Here is a 14,822-nt window from a genome sequence, read left to right as displayed (position 1 = left end):
GTTTTCCTTGTGCGGCTTCAGAGTGGATGGGCGAGGTCGGCGGGATTGCCTCTGCCGTCGATAGCCAGCAGCCTCGGCGTATCGAGCACGTCCTCGCGGCGCCAGCCGGCGACGGCAGCCGCGGCGTCGACGGCATGGGCCCAAGTGCAGCGGTTGGCGAACAGCATGCCGGGCACGTCCAGCGTGCCGCCCCGGCTGATGTAGCCCAACGCCCGGGTGAGCGCCGGTCCGCCGTCCAGGCGGCGCAGGACGCCCAGCATGGGTTCCGGACGCGTGTGGCACAACAGCACGCGCGGCATGCCGGGCGGGAAGAGCGCGTGCACGGCGGCGTCGGACAGGACAAAGGCGGATTCGAGGTCATCGCGCGGGACGCGCAGACGGCCGGGCTCCAGTACCACCGACACGCAGCACTCATGGCCCAGACGCGCCAGAAGGGCGCGGGCCTTCAGCGCTTCTTCAAGCTGGTAGGCGCCAATGGCGACGAACTGCAGTGCGCTGGCCGTCGGATCGCCCGCGATGTGGGCCGCGCCCTGTTCGACCAGCGTTTGCGCCGTTTGCGCATCGAAGCGCTGCGCGCTGTCGCGCTTGGATACGACCATGCAGGCGACCTGGGCGCGCTGCGCATAGACGGCCCGCAGCGCTGCGGCGGCGCTGTTGCCGTCCACCGGGAAAAGCACGCGGGACGTATCCGACATTTCCCCCAGCAAGGCCTCGCCGATCGTGGGATCCTGATGCGACTGCTCGTTCTTGGCGTTCTCCCAGGTGTGGGAAGTGACCACCAGCGGCACCGACAGCCAGCCCGGCGCCTGCCCAAGCTCTTTCTGGCGGCGGGCAAAGATGATCTCCTGGCGCAGCAGCCCCAGCATCTTCACGGCGAAGGCTTCGTAGCTCACGATGAGATTCAGGCCGCCCTTGTTCGCCAGAGCGGCGGCAGCCACGGCTTCTTCGTTCAGCGCAGTGATGACGGCGCCATGCCGGTCTTCGGCGACGCCGGCCTCGGGATGATCGACGCGATGTTTCAGCAATGCCAGCGTGCCGCCCATCTTGTTGCTGGCGAGTTCGTCCGGGTTGCCGATGCGCACCCGCAGGCGAGGATTGGCGCGCACCAGTTCCACGAACCAGCGGTCCAGCGCGGCCATGGCGCTGCCCTGGGAGCCCGCGGCCTCCCAGGCGGGCTCGGGTAGGGCCGGCGCTTCAGGGTGCCGGTGCGCCATGGGATGCCCGCTTTCCAGCGGGCGTTGCTGTGCAGCGTGATTGGCCAGCGCGGCCAGCGCCGCGTCCAGGTCGGGCCCAGGGACGAATAGCCGGGCCGCGCTGGCGTTGAACGCTGCGCGGGCTGCGCTGTCCGTGTGAGGGTTGCCGCCTAGGGGCAGGTTGTGCGCGGCGTTGGTGCCCGCGCCGGGAAAGCCGAATCCCTTCTCGGTTTCGGCGATGACGTAGGGCAGCCGGGCGGGATATTGAAAATCCGGCGCCGCGAGCTTGTCGGCCAGATCCTCTTCGGCAGCCAGGATGGCCCAGGCGATGGCGGCTGGATCGCGGCCGTCGACGATGAGCGGATCGAAGCCATTGTGCCGCAGGTCCTCGGCCAGCCAGTGCGCGCCGCCTTCCTGCACGATCTGCGTGCGCTGCTCGATGCGGCGTCCGTTCAGGATCATGACGGGCACGGCCTGGCCGCAGTCCTCGGCGCGCCACCAGCGTGTAGCCCAGTCCGAGCCGCGCTGTTCCTCGAAGGCGCCGTCGCTCAGGAAGGCCACCAGGCTTTCGCCCGGCAGCGGCATGTGCACGTATTGCAGGCCGGCGAATCCCAGGTAGCCGCCTTCGGACACGGCGCCCGCCGTATTGGGGCCGGCATGGCTGCCCAACGGCGCGGCAGGCAGTCCCTGCGCGTCGATGGCGTAGGAATAGAAGTCCGTGATCAGCCGTGCCAGTCCCGCCTCGCTGCGATCGTAGCGGCCGCGCTGGGCAGGCGAGACGTCGCCGGTCAAGGCGTTGACGGCCTCGATGGCGGCCACGCAATGTCCCTGGCCCATCAGCCAGCCGCGGGTCTTGCCCGTCAACGCATTGGCCAGCAGATAGGCGACGAAGGCGGGCACCATATTCAGCGAGCCGCCCGTATGGCCTTCGGGATTGGGCTTGAAGTCATCGGCGGATAGTGAAGCGCCGTCCAGGGCGATGCGGCGCGCATAGGTCATGTGCGCCACGACGTTCATCGCCGCGCAGCAGAGCCTGTCGGCGGCGGCCAGCATGGCGTAGGCCTCGTCCTGGTGGGCAAGGCGGCCGCTGGCGGCAAGCCGCCGCACCAGCGCGTCGACGCGCTCGACGGTGTCGGCGCGGTGTTGGATCGGGCCATGGCCGGAAAGCCAATGCTCGCGGAGCGTCATCGCGGGTTCCTTTGAAATCGGGTGGTCAATCGCGCAAATCGCGCAAGAGCGCGTTGGCCAGCAGCGGCGCGAGTTCGATGCGGTTGCTGGGATGAGGCACGGCGTCAGTGGAAACGACGCGTTCAAAGCAGTCGGATACCTGGGACCACGCGTCCTCGGCGAACAGGGCATGCACCACCACGCATTGCGGCGGCCTCATGCCGGCGAGTTTTCCGGCCGCCACGACGAGGGTGCGGCCGGACGAGGCAATATCGTCCACCAGGACCGGCGTGCGATCCTGCCAGGCCGAGAGGTCGGGGACCTGGATGTCGACCTGCCGGTCGCCCTGCCGGGTCTTGCGCAGCACCACGTGCGGCGCACCGATGCGCTCGGCGATGGAGCCGGCCCATTGCTCGCTTTCTTCGTCCGGTCCGATGATCAGTGGCGATTGCACGTTGGCCGCGATCCAGCTGGCCAGGCGCGGGGCGGCGTGCAGTGTGGTGGTGGGTATGGTGTACAGCGCAGACAGCGTGGGGTGGCGATGCAGATGCGGGTCGACGGTGAGCAAGCGGTCGAAGGTCGAGGACACCAGGCGGGCAAACGACAGCGAACTGATGCTTTCGCCTTCCTGGAATCGCTTGTCCTGGCGCATGTAGGCCAGATAGGGCGCAATCAGGTTGACCTGAGTCGCGCCCAGCTCGCGCGCGGTGTCGGCCGCGTACACGAGGCTCAGGAAGCGCGGGTCTGGACGGGCGAGCGTGCAGACGATGTCGACCGCGCGTCCGCGCGGATCGCCATGCAGGCGCACGTAGCTTTCGCCGTCGGGGAATTGGCGGGTTTCCACGGCGCCGAGTTCGCCTTGGCACAGGGCGGCAAGGCGCTTGGCGAATCCTTCATTGCCGGGCAGCGGGAGGATAAGTCTTTGCATGTATGCCGGGTCCGCCTGATCGAGGTAAGGGAAACCGAAGAGGCCGGGAAGCCCCGCGCAGCGCTGAGGGGCTGCTGCATTCTGATTATGGCGCAGGGGCGGCGGCCCGCGGTGGCGCTCGCCGGTCAAACCTTGATGTAACTCAAAGGTTTGTAGCGGCACGGGATCCGGGGCCGCGGGCGTCGGCTACTCATCAGACGGAATGGTTGATTCGTCATCTTGGGCTTGTACCGCGGGCGGCGAACGGCGAATTTCTCAATCTGCCCATTTCTGCTGCAACTGCCGCCATGAATTCCGCGCAAGACTTTCCGACGCCCGGCCGCAACGGTCTGCGGCTTACCTGGCTGGCGTTGTTGTTGCAGGCAGGACTTTCCACGGTGTACGTCTTCGGCCGGCCGGCATCGGCGCAGACGGCGCCGCTGGCCTATCAATTGCGCGGCGCCGACGGCACATGCTGTTCCAGTGGCGGCCATCCCAATAACGGCCACGACGGGCAATGGGGACAGCGCGACTTCGTGCAGACGGACAGCAACCAGCGCATCAGCGCGGGCGCGCCGGGCCAGACCGGCATCCTGATCGACGTCAGCGGCGGTAACGGGGGTAACGGCAGGGACGCAAACGAAAACCACTGGGGCGGCAATGGCGGCGGCGGGCGGATCATCGACTACACCCTGGCAGCCAGCACGGTCTATGCCGCGGGCCGCGGCATAGACCTGTATTCGACCGGAGGCAACGGCGGCCTGTGGGGCAATGCGGACGGGCCTAATGGCGGCTACGGCATCGGCGGCGACGGGCATCAGGCCCGTGCCACGCTGAACAATGTGACGGTATCGGGCACGGGCTTCGGCATCGCCGTCCAGTCCTGGGGCGGGGCGGGAACGGACAGCGCCATCGCCGATGGCTTCAGCGGGGCGTACACATCCGGCCATGGCGGTGGCGCCGGCCTGGCGGCCGTGATCCTGCAAGGCACGACATCGGTGACCGCGCGCGGACCGGGGCCGGGCGACGTCAGCGCGGGGGTGGGCCTGATCTCGTCGGGCGGAAACGGCGGCGCGGCTGAACACACGGGGGACTTCGGCGGGCACAGCGATGCCGGGCGTGGCGGCGATGCCTCGGCGGTCACGTTCACGTCATCGGCGGGCGTGTCCGTCGCTGGCCACGGCGATGGGGGGCATGGCGTGATCGCCCGCTCCCTCGGCGGCAATGCGTCAACCGCCAACGGCACCGACACCAAGGCGGCTGCGGGAGGCAACGCCGGCCAGATCACCATCAACAACGGCGGCGCGATCCTGGCCGATGGCAATCGCGGAATTGGCATCTATGCGCTGACCCAGGGCGGCAATGGCGGCAACGGCGGCAATGGCTCGTGGTCGGGGGGCCACGATGGAGGCGCGGGCGGATCGCCAGGCGCCATCACGATCACGAACACGGGCTCGATCACGGTCGGCACGAATGACACCGTGGGCGCGAAGGGCATCGTGGCCAGCGTCCTGGGCGGAGAGGGTGGTCCCGGCGGCGCCAGCGGCGCATTCGGAGCGGGAGGCAATGGCGGCGCGGGCGCCGTCGCGGGGCAAGCGATCACCATCACCAATGCAGGCGCCATCAGCACCTATGGCAACGACGCCGCCGCCGTCATCGCGAATAGCGCGGGTGGCGGCGGCGGGCTGGCCTCCTCGAGCAACGGGATCATCGCCGTGGGCGGAGGGCACGGCGGAACGGGCGGTGCCGGCGGAGGCATCGCCATGTCGAACAGCGGCGGCATCGACACCTCGGGCGACAACAGCGCCGCTGTGCTGCTGCAAAGCATCGGCGGCGGCGGCGGGGTGGGCGGCGACGCGAACAGCACCGGCGTCATCGCGTCGGTGGCCATCGGCGGCTCTGGAGGCGCGGCAGGCAACGGCGGCCTGATCCAGTTTTTCTCACAAGGAAAAATCCTGACCCGGGGCGGCAATGCCTCCGGCGTGGTGTTGCAAAGCATCGGCGGCGGGGGAGGCAGCGGCGGCTCGGCCAATGCGGTGGGGGTGGGCGTGGGACTCAACGTGGCGCTGGCGACCGGCGGCAAGGGCGGTAGCGGCGGCTCCGGCAACACGGTGTCGTTTACGCAGGCCAGGCAGGGCGTCATTACGACGCAGGGCGCGCACAGCAATGGCGTGCTGGCCCAAAGCCTAGGCGGAGGCGGCGGCAGCGGCGGCTTGGCAAACTCCCGCGTCGTCACGATTGCGCCGCAACTGGGCGACAACCCGAGCGGGGCGGTCACGCTGGCGGTTTCCAACGGCGGCGCGGGCCAAGGGGCTGGCGATGGCGGCACGATCCTGGTTATGAACCAGGGGGAAATCCATACCTTGGACGCGCACAGCAATGGCGTGCTGGTCCAGAGCATAGGCGGAGGCGGCGGCAATGGCGGCGGTGTGTTGGCGCCCGTCAAGACGCCAGTCATCGGCAATTCGCTGATCAATCTGCAATTGACCGTCCAGCATGGCGGGCAGGGAGGCCCAGGCGGCAGCGGCGGCCCCGTGCAAGCCGGAAATGACGTTACCGGCATTATCGCGACGGCGGGCGTCGGAGCGGCCGGGATCGTCGCGCAAAGCATAGGCGGGGGTGGCGGCAACGGCGGCATAGTCCAGATGCATGACGCCAGCTCATTCAATGACATCCTGGGCGCGCCAGGTAACCTGGCCGGCTTGTTGACGAAAGCAGCCGATTGGCTGGAGAAGGGGCCGCAACTCGCGTTCAGCAAGGCCGTCAGCCTGTCCGTCGGCGTGACGGCCGGCGGCAACGGCGGGGCAGGTAATGCGGCCAGCGCCTTCAGCGTGCGCAACGACGGCGCCATCGCCACGGCGGGCGATCACGCGCTCGGCATTCTTGCGCAGAGCGTGGGCGGCGGGGGCGGCAACGCCGGAGCGATAGATTCGGCGGGGGCGTCCACGCTGTTGTCCAGCATCGATGCGTTGATCAAGGCGGCCGAATCGGGCGCGCAGGATCTGTTTACCGTGGCGCTGCCGCAAACGAACATTACGCATCAGACCGGCGGCAACGGCGGCGCGGCGGGCACCGGTGGCGGCACCGCCTCCGATCCGGCGATCGTCACAAACACCGGAACGATCGCGACGCAGGGCAATGGTTCGGCCGGCATCGTCGCCCAAAGCATAGGCGGAGGCGGCGGCAGAAGCGCTGCCAGCGGCCAGGATCTGCAGGCGGTGGTGTCGGCCGGCGCGGGGGGCCAGGCGCCCGCGATCATCGACGGGATCACGCGCATCATCAATATTCTGGGGACGAAGGGCGGGTCTCTGCTGGGCGGGCTCATCAATGTGCGCAACGGCGGCCTGGCGGGAGCCAGCGGCGCGGGCGGCGCGGTCACGGTCGATGCCAGCGCCTCGACCAGCCGGGTCACGACGCAGGGCAGTCAAGCGCCTGGGATCCTTGCACAGAGCGTCGGCGGAGGTGGCGGCATATCGATGGTCGACCAGCCTCTGTTCCTGTGGAGCCAGGCCACATCGACGCTATCCCTGGGCGCCGCGGGAGATCCGGGGCAGGGCATGAAGACGAGCACGGGAGGCGCGGCAAGCGTGGTCCACGGGGGGACGCTCGCGACCGGTGGGAGTGGTTCGGCGGGGATCCTGGCGCAGAGCGTGGGCGGAGGCGGGGGCGTCAGCGCCTTGGCCATGCGCAATGCGAGCGTCGCCGCCATTGCGCAGACCGCCACCCTCTCCATCAACGTGGGCGGCGACTATCCGTCAGACAGCTACAGTGGATTCAGCGCGAGCCAGTTGTCCGCCGGTTCCGTAAATGCGGCCAACAACCTCGGCCGCATCGTGACGCAAGGCGTGTATGCGCCGGGGATACTCGCGCAAAGCGTGGGCGGTGGCGGCGGCGTGGCCGCAGTGTCGTCCACCGTTATCCTCAGCGGCGTCGATATCCGGCTGGGCAGCACCGCGACCGATGCGGGAGGCCCGTTTGCCAGTAACCTGAATGGTGCGGGCGGCAATGTCACGGTTACGAACACGGGCGGCAGCATCGCCACGAGCGGCGCGCTGTCGTTCGGCGTGCTGGCGCAAAGTGTCGGCGGGGGCGGTGGACTTGTCACGATAGACAACGGCGCCGGACCCGCCGCGAATGCGGCGAACATCAGGTTCGGTTCGAGCGCGCCAATGGCAGGCCCCGCAGGGACCGTTACCGTGACGCAGGACGTGGGCGGCAGCATCGTCACGGCCGGCACGAATTCGCACGCCATCGTCGCGCAAAGCGTGGGCGGCGGCGGGGGCATCGCCGGCTTGGCGACGCAAGCAGGCCTGGTGGCCTTGCAATCCGTTGCTTCCCCCGCGCAAGGTGGCGACGGCAACACGGTCACTGTGTCCGTCGCGGGCCGGGTGGCGACCTCGGGCCGGGGGGCTGCCGGCATATTGGCGCAGAGCGTGGGCGGGGGCGGCGGATTGGCGGGCGACCAGTCTTTCTCGCAATCCTTGGCCGGCCTCGTACAGAATGCCGGCCTCACCGGCGGCAAGGGCAACGGCGGCGCGGTTAACGTGACCGTCGGCACGGGAGGAACGGTCCAGACCTCAGGCTCGAACGCGCCCGCGATCCTGGCAATGAGCGTGGGCGGAGGCGGCGTGTTCAAGGATGGCGTCCTCTACCAATACAGCACCCCGGGCAATGATCCGGCTTACGGCGGGCCGCTAAGCATAGACATCGGCCATGCGGCACAGGTGATCGCCTCCGGCGGAAGTTCGCCGGCCGTGGTCGCGCTGAGCAACGGCGCCTATGGGGGCGGCCGGGCCATTTCGGTCAACCTGGGTCAGAACGCGCTGGTCAGCGCCGACAGCACCTCCGGAACAGGCATCCTGGCGGTGACGCCTTTTGCTGGCACCACCATCACCAACGCCGGCGTCATCCAGGCGAAGACGGCGATCGACGTGGCCGGCGCTGCCGTCGTCTATAACAACGGGACCGTGGCGGGCGATGTGCTGATGGGTCCCGGCAGCACCTTCAACAACAACCCGGGCGCCACGCTATATAGCGGCGCGCGATTCCAGGGCGATCTGGCCAGCGCCGGCATCCTGAACCCCGGCGGCCCGGGTGTGTTCACGGCCACGCGCATCACGGGCACGTTGAACCACACGGGGACCTACCGGCCGGACCTGGATTTTGGCGGCCATAACAGCGACTTCATTTCGGTCTCGGGTCCATCGACCCTGGCCGGCACCGTCAGGCCGGTATTGCGCAATCCCGTAAAGAACGTGTGGCTGGGCATCGGCCATTTCGCTGCCGAACAAGACAGCATGCCCGCGACCGCAAGCGATAGCCCCTTGTTCCAGTACACGCTCAAGAACAACGGCGCCGCGGGCTTGCGCGATCCCTTGATTTCCGTCGATGCCGACTTTACTCCCGCCGCGTTCCCGCTCAATGCCGATCGCGCGAGGATCGCGAATTCGCTGCAGGCGCTGTGGGACCAGGGAAAAAAGAGCGATGCCTCCACCTTCGACAAATTCACGGGAATCCAGAGCGCGGAGCAGTACCGCGATGCGTTGAACGGCATTGCCCATGATGGCCAGTTTGCCCGCGCTGCCAACCAGATGCACGCGTCCTACGCATCGTTGAACCGGATGATGAGTTGTCCGACGTTCGTCGGTGAAAGCACGATCCTGCGCGAAGGCGATTGCGTCTGGACGCGGCTGGACACCAACTGGACGCAGCGCAAGTCCACGTCGGACGACGAGGGCTACCGCGTCCGCCAAAGCACGCTCACTGTGGGCGCACAACGGGAAATCGCCACCAACTGGTTCCTGGGCGGGTCGCTGAGCTACGCCTACGGCAAGACCACCTCGGCCTCGGACCTTTCGGGCAATAGCGACACCTACGCGGGCGGCCTGGCCTTGAAGTACAACAATGCGCCGTGGCAGGTGTCCGTTGCCGTCCACGGCGGCGTGGAGAAAAGCAGGATGTCGCGCGGCACGCTGGATGGCGTGGCCAAGAGCAAGCCGGAATCTTCCTTTCTTGCCGCCCGGCTGCGCACCGCCTACGAGTTCAGTCAGCCCTCGTGGTACCTGCGTCCGTACGTGGATTTCGATGTAAACCATGTCCGGCAGGAAGGCTATGGCGAACAGGGGGCCGGAGCCTTCAACCTGAAGGTGCGCGGAAACGATACGACCTCGTTCATGGCCACGCCCATGATAGAGCTGGGTGGACGCAAGGATCTTGCCAACGGCGCGACTTTGCGGTCATACGTAGCGGGCGGCATGAGCTTTCTCAGCGGGGGCGACGTGGTCACCACCATGCAGCTCAATGGTCCAGGCGCGGTGCCTTTCACGCTGCGGTCCGGCATGCCGAAGACCTACGGCAATCTGTCGGCGGGGCTGGAATACGTGACCCGCAAGGGCGTGGAGTTCAAGACAGAGTACGGCCTGCGCGGCAACGGCCAATACCGCGACCAGTCCCTGACCCTGCGGGCCGCCTATCGCTTCTGATAGGCGGCCCCGCAGACTACTTGCGGGTCCACCGTCCCAGGCCGTTGTCGCCGTAGAACTTGATGTCGAAGTCCTGGACCTGCCCTTGGCTCTTGCCGAAGGAGAGGGACGCCAGGGACGCGACCAGCTCGGCTTCGCCCGCCGGCGAGAAGGCGAAAGTGTCGCCGTCCCAGTGCCGCATGGGGAAGCGCATGCCTTTCGGACCCAGTACCAGCGTCAGGGCGCCGTTGGCCTCCTGGATTTCGGCGGGGCCGTAATAGGGATTGTCGAAGCGCCCCGTGTATTGCGACAGCGCTTGCGGCGCCGCGGGCCTGGCAGGATCGGCCTGACCGGACAGATCTGCCTGGGGCTCGAAGAATGCCTTCATGGCGCCGTTGTAGGCGGCAAACCAGTCGCGCGTGGGCTTGCCGTACAGCGCAGTGTCGATGAACGAGGCAGCGACGGATTCCGCCGCGCCCACCGGCGCGCCATTGGTCAGCACCACGATGCCGATGCCGGCGGACGGCACGATCCTGAAGGTAGTGCCTGTTCCCATCAGGAAGGCGCCGGAATGCCCCATGGAAGGACGCCCTCCCAGCTCCGTGTTGACGTTGAAGCCATAGCCATAAAAGCCCGAGCGCGAGTCCAGGTCGTGCGCGCGGGCGCTGAATGCCTGGGGAGAGAGCGCGGGCAGCAGGGCGGCAGGGGAGATCATGGCCTTGCCTTGGTACTGTCCGTCCGCCAGCAACAGCTTCAGCCATTCCGCCAGGTCGACGACCGTGGAGGACACGCCGCCCGCGGGCGCTTGCTGATCCGCATCGCGCTGGCCCGCCGGCACGAACCGACCGTTCTGATAGGCGTGCAGCACGGCGCGGTTGGTGTGAGCTTCGAAGTCGCGGTAGCGGTAGCTGGTCGATTTCATGCCCAGCGGCTTGAAGAGTTGCTCGTCGGCAAGCGCTTCCCAGGGGCGTCCGGCGGCCTTGGCGACTGCCTCCGCGCCTATGGTGGTGCTGAAGTTGGCGTAGTGGTAAGAGGTGCGGAATGCGTCCAGCGGCAGCAGGCGCAGACGGGCGAGGACCTCGTTGCGGCTAAAGCCCAGGTCTTCAAGATCGTCGCCGGCGGTGCCCGGCAAGCCGGAGCGGTGGGCAAAGTAGTCGCCGATGGTGGCGTGTTCTGACACATAGGCATTGCCGAGCTTGAAGTCCGGCAAGTAACGCGATACGGGATCGTCCCAGGCGGCCTTGCCTTGGGACACTTCGATGGCCGCGACTGTCGCCGAGAGCGATTTTGAGATCGAGGCGATCTGGAACACGGTGTGCGCATCCACGGGCGCCTGTTTGCCCACTTCCCGCGTGCCGTAGCCCTGCGTCAGCACGGTCTTGCCATCGACGACCACCGCGACCGCCATCCCCGGGACCTGGCTGCGTTTCATGATTTCCGCGACGACGCGCGGCAGTTCCTGCACCGCGCGTTCCCTGCTTCCGGCAGGAATGGCCACCGCGTCGGCGGGCGGGTTGGGGGCGTTGGCGATGGTCACCGGCTGTGACCAGGTTGGCGTAGCGCCGCCCAGTGCAAGAACGAATACCCCGGCAATGAGCGTGTGTCTGCTGTTCATGATGGCCTCAGAATCCTGCTTGATAAGCGATGCGAAAAACGCCCTGGTTGATGCGCAAGGTTTGGTCGCGTTGATGCGTGACTCCTGCCTGCACGATGAAACCAATGGGAGTGACGTAAGTGACCGCGCCTGAAATGCCCCAATCCGTATCGTCCTGCAAGCCGTATCGGGCCAGTTCCTGGCCGTTGCCGGACAGCTTGCGCACGGCCGCCGTGGCGGTCAACTGCCAGCGGTCGCGCGACAGCGATAGGGAGGTGACGCCGTTGCCGTTGGACACGGGCGCTCCGCGAAAGGCGCTGGAATAGGTGGCCTCGTTGAACCAGCTCAGGTTCCAGGCGCGGCCCACGGGCGCGTCGTAGCGCAGGCGCGCCGATACCGTGTTGGCGCTTTTTCCCTGCTGGGGATCCAGGTGCAGCCGGCCGGCATCCAGCCCGCCAGACAGGCCCTCCAGCCCTGGCAGGTCGCGGAAATCATAGGAAAGAATGAAGGACTTCAGCTGGTCGCTGAACATCGGGGGTTGATCGGGCCCGATGAGGCCCCCGTCCAGGCTCAGCCGATGGTTCATGGCGGTGTTGTCGCGCTTGAACAGGATGGCGGCCACGGAATGCGTTCCGCTGCCAGAAGTGCCCAGGGTGTAGCGACCGCCCAGCCCGATCGAGCCGCGGAACTCGGAGTTTTCGTTAAAACCTGTGTATAAGCCGTCGACCACATGCCAGGCGTCGCCGAAGCCCAGGTCCATCTTGCCGCCATATAGCGCGTAGTTGTCCGCGGTGTAGGCGGCGAACAGATTGTCCAGGTCCACGCCCAGGTCGGAGAAGGCATTGTCCTTGGTGTCGTTGGTGGACGAATTGAAGGTCGCCTTGGTGCGGATGGAAAACTGCCGCGTCAGCTGCAGGACCAGGGCGGCTTCCGCGGTGGGCTGGACGCTGCTCCAGTGCGAGCGCGGGAGCTGGCCGTTATCGTCCTGCACGCCGAAGAACCCGGTGTAGCCGGTCATCAGCAGGAACCGGCCGTTTAACTGCGGATAGGTTTCGCCGCCGTCGCCCAGTTCGCTGTAGGGGGTCAGGAAAATCTCCGTCTTGAAGATATCCCGGGCTTCCTGCGCGCCGGCACCCTGGGCAGCCACGCTCAACAGCGCTGCCGCCGCGGCTTTGCGCAGCGTCCGACAAAATCTTTTCACCGCGCCAACTCTGCCGCCAATTCGCGCACCTGGGAATGGATATTGCCGAACATGGCGAAGTTCACGCGGCTGGCGACGACGAATACGCCCAGCCCCCGGTTGGGCGACAGGACCGCGTAGGACATGAAGCCGCCCAGGCCGCCGCTTTTGCCCAGCAGCAAGGGGGTGCCGTTGCGCGGCAGGGTCACGACCCAGCCCAGCCCCATGCCGTCGGCATCGGTGACCTCGGTGCCCACGACGGATTTCAGCCCGTCATAAGGCAGCCACAAGGTGTGGGCCAGCAAGGCTGCCTCCCTGGCCTGCCTGGCGCCGTCCAGATGCCAGCGCATCCAGCGCACCATGTCATCGGCGGTGGAGTAGATGCCGGCGCTGGCGTACATCACGTCGGGGACTGGGGCGTTGGGATCCGGTTTGTCGAACGGGTCCAGGCCGGTCATCAAGCGTTTTTTCTGGGCATCTGACAGCGCATTGGTGGTGTCGGCCATGCCGGCCGGCTTCAGGACTTCGTCCGCGAGCACCGTCGAATAATCCGCGCCGCCGGCCTTGGCCAGCGCATCGCCCAGCAGCCCGAACCCCAGGTTCGAGTACAGCGTGGTGGTGCCGGGCACATAAGCCGGCTTGTGGCTACCGATCCATTTCCAGTAATAGGCGCGATCGAACGCCGCGAACGGGTTGTCGGACGGCTTGGCATCGGGATTGGGCAGTTCGCGGGGCAGGCCGGCGGAATGCGTGGCCAGGTCCAGCAGCGTCAACGGGCGGCCGTTGCTTTCCACCCTGGCGTTCTCCGGCGCATATTTCGCCAGGGGATCGGTCAGCTTGAGCTTGTTTTTGGCCGCCAGCGCCGCCAGCACGTCGCCCGCAAATACTTTCGAAACGGAAGCGATCCGGAAAATGGATCGTCCGTCGGGCTCGACGCCGCTGCCCGGCGCGGTTTCGCCATAACCCTGGACCACCACGTCATCGCCGCGCACCGCAGCGATGATCAACCCAGGCGCGCCTGAATTCAGATACAGCTGCATGCCTGCCATGGAGACGGCATCCTGCAAGGCAAGGTCGGTCGCCCGCGCCTGGCTTGCGCCCACGGCGCAGGCGGCGCTCAGCGCCAGTATGGTGAGGCGCGACAGGATGCGGGACGTCGGCATGCGGTTCTCCAGGTAGCTCGAGGAACGGGGATTTCCTCCGCATGCGCGATGATCCCAAAAACTCGATGCGCGGCCACTTCTCCAAGGACGAAACAACATGCCGGCATGACGAATTGCATATTGACGGGGCGTCGTGGCCGGCGGGCTGGATTCAGATCCCCATGCGTTCGCGCAGCGGCTTGCGGTATGACCGGGACACCGGCCAGGTTTCGTCCACCGCTCGCATCCTGATCAGCCACTTGTCCACGCTTCTGCGGTCCACGTCCATGACATGCAGCGCGTTTGCAATGGCGGTCCGGTGCACCCGGAAGAAGGTCTTCTCCGGCAACAGGGTCGACCATATGCCGAGCGCACGGGAGTCCAGCACCATGGATCCGTCTTCAAGCCAGATTTCGCTGTAGTTTCCCGCGGAGCGCACCCCCACAATGGTTTCGGGCAGCACACCGCGGACCACGCCGCGCATGCTCAGATAGATCACCGAGGTGGCGCTGTCATGGCGCGGCCGGTGGGGATCGCGGCCGTTTCCGTACTTGGCTTGTCCGATCAGGTTGGCGCATTGGAAGAGGGCGCCGACTTCGCCGGCAGACCAGTTGCGGTGCCGGACGGTGGTGTCGAAACCGATGATGCCGTAGAGCTTTCCGTCATGGAAAACCGGCACGCTCAGCACGCTCTTATTTCCCTGGCGCTGGAACTCGACCTGGATCGCGCGCGCGGTGCGGGGCAGGTCGTTGACATCATGTATGGCAACCGCCTGGCCCTTCATCATGAACTTGTGCAGCCAGGCGATCAGCGTAGTCGGCACGTCCTGGAGTTCGGCGACGAAAGGCTCGGTCTGGCCCCGGCACCATTCGTGGGTATTGCGCAGGCGCAGCATGTCCGGGCGGTATTCGATCATCCAGGACCGGTCCACGTCGGAGGTCTCGCCCATGTACGCCAGCTGTTCCGATATGGCGTCGTCGGCCGGCAGCTTGAGCAGGCTCATCGCGCAGTGGTAAAGCCAGTCCGATGCGGGACTGGGTTCGAGCACGGTGGCGGCGTGTGTCTGGTACTGGCCAGCATCCTTCACTTGCGGTTCCCCCTGCGGCGACATGGCGCTTCATGCACGCTCGGGCTGGACCGCGCGGCTAGGCGGAATTTTCTCTCCGGTAACGAAGGAT

7 protein-coding genes are annotated in these 14,822 nt (G+C 66.9%); 1 reads left to right on the top strand and 6 read right to left on the bottom strand.

The features are described 5' to 3' along the window. Positions 1-17 precede the first annotated feature (17 nt). A complete protein-coding gene (locus CEY08_RS19720) occupies positions 18-2,381 on the bottom strand; it encodes a phosphoketolase family protein (protein WP_076815314.1) in 2,364 nt (787 codons plus the stop codon). A 25-nt stretch (positions 2,382-2,406) separates the two neighbouring features. Beyond that, the gene (locus CEY08_RS19715) at positions 2,407-3,288 is read right to left on the bottom strand and encodes a ribose-phosphate pyrophosphokinase (RefSeq protein WP_042794981.1); all 882 of its coding nucleotides are present in this window, start codon (positions 3,286-3,288) and stop codon (positions 2,407-2,409) included. 287 nt (positions 3,289-3,575) lie between these two features. Here CEY08_RS19715 and CEY08_RS19710 point away from each other — a divergent pair, with 287 nt between their 5' ends. Further along, the gene (locus tag CEY08_RS19710; RefSeq protein ID WP_088607769.1) at positions 3,576-9,749 is read left to right on the top strand and encodes an autotransporter outer membrane beta-barrel domain-containing protein; all 6,174 of its coding nucleotides are present in this window, start codon (positions 3,576-3,578) and stop codon (positions 9,747-9,749) included. 16 nt (positions 9,750-9,765) lie between these two features. Here the strand turns inward: CEY08_RS19710 and CEY08_RS19705 are convergent, their stop codons facing one another. The 4 genes from CEY08_RS19705 to CEY08_RS19690 form a co-directional block, all read right to left on the bottom strand. Next, positions 9,766-11,343 carry a serine hydrolase gene (locus tag CEY08_RS19705; protein ID WP_076815306.1) on the bottom strand — a complete coding sequence of 526 codons (1,578 nt, stop codon included), beginning with the start codon at positions 11,341-11,343 and terminating at the stop codon, positions 9,766-9,768. Positions 11,344-11,350: 7 nt separating this feature from the next. Then, positions 11,351-12,523: a hypothetical protein gene (locus tag CEY08_RS19700; RefSeq protein ID WP_232033800.1), complete on the bottom strand. Its 1,173-nt coding sequence runs from the start codon at positions 12,521-12,523 to the stop codon at positions 11,351-11,353. Beyond that, complete coding sequence (ampH, locus tag CEY08_RS19695; protein WP_076815304.1) at positions 12,520-13,665, bottom strand: D-alanyl-D-alanine-carboxypeptidase/endopeptidase AmpH; 1,146 nt, start codon at positions 13,663-13,665, stop codon at positions 12,520-12,522. Before ampH ends, CEY08_RS19700 begins: the two co-directional genes overlap by 4 nt. A gap of 151 nt (positions 13,666-13,816) precedes the next feature. Next, positions 13,817-14,755, bottom strand: a complete 939-nt coding sequence (locus CEY08_RS19690; protein WP_232033801.1) for a GAF domain-containing DNA-binding protein — start codon at positions 14,753-14,755, stop codon at positions 13,817-13,819. Between the last annotated feature and the right edge of the window lie 67 nt (positions 14,756-14,822).

It is taken from the genome of Achromobacter insolitus (genome assembly GCF_002209555.1).
GTDB lineage: Bacteria > Pseudomonadota > Gammaproteobacteria > Burkholderiales > Burkholderiaceae_B > Achromobacter > Achromobacter insolitus.
This window is presented reverse-complemented; position numbering and strand designations above follow the sequence as displayed.

Excerpts from the sequence above, each read along its gene's own strand:
- CEY08_RS19715 (WP_042794981.1), bottom strand. The coding sequence starts at position 3,288 with ATGCAAAGACTTATCCTCCCGCTGCCCGGCAATGAAGGATTCGCCAAG.
- CEY08_RS19720 (WP_076815314.1), bottom strand. The coding sequence starts at position 2,381 with ATGACGCTCCGCGAGCATTGGCTTTCCGGCCATGGCCCGATCCAACAC.
- CEY08_RS19705 (WP_076815306.1), bottom strand. The coding sequence starts at position 11,343 with ATGAACAGCAGACACACGCTCATTGCCGGGGTATTCGTTCTTGCACTG.
- CEY08_RS19690 (WP_232033801.1), bottom strand. The coding sequence starts at position 14,755 with ATGTCGCCGCAGGGGGAACCGCAAGTGAAGGATGCTGGCCAGTACCAG.
- CEY08_RS19710 (WP_088607769.1), top strand. The coding sequence starts at position 3,576 with ATGAATTCCGCGCAAGACTTTCCGACGCCCGGCCGCAACGGTCTGCGG.
- ampH (WP_076815304.1), bottom strand. The coding sequence starts at position 13,665 with ATGCCGACGTCCCGCATCCTGTCGCGCCTCACCATACTGGCGCTGAGC.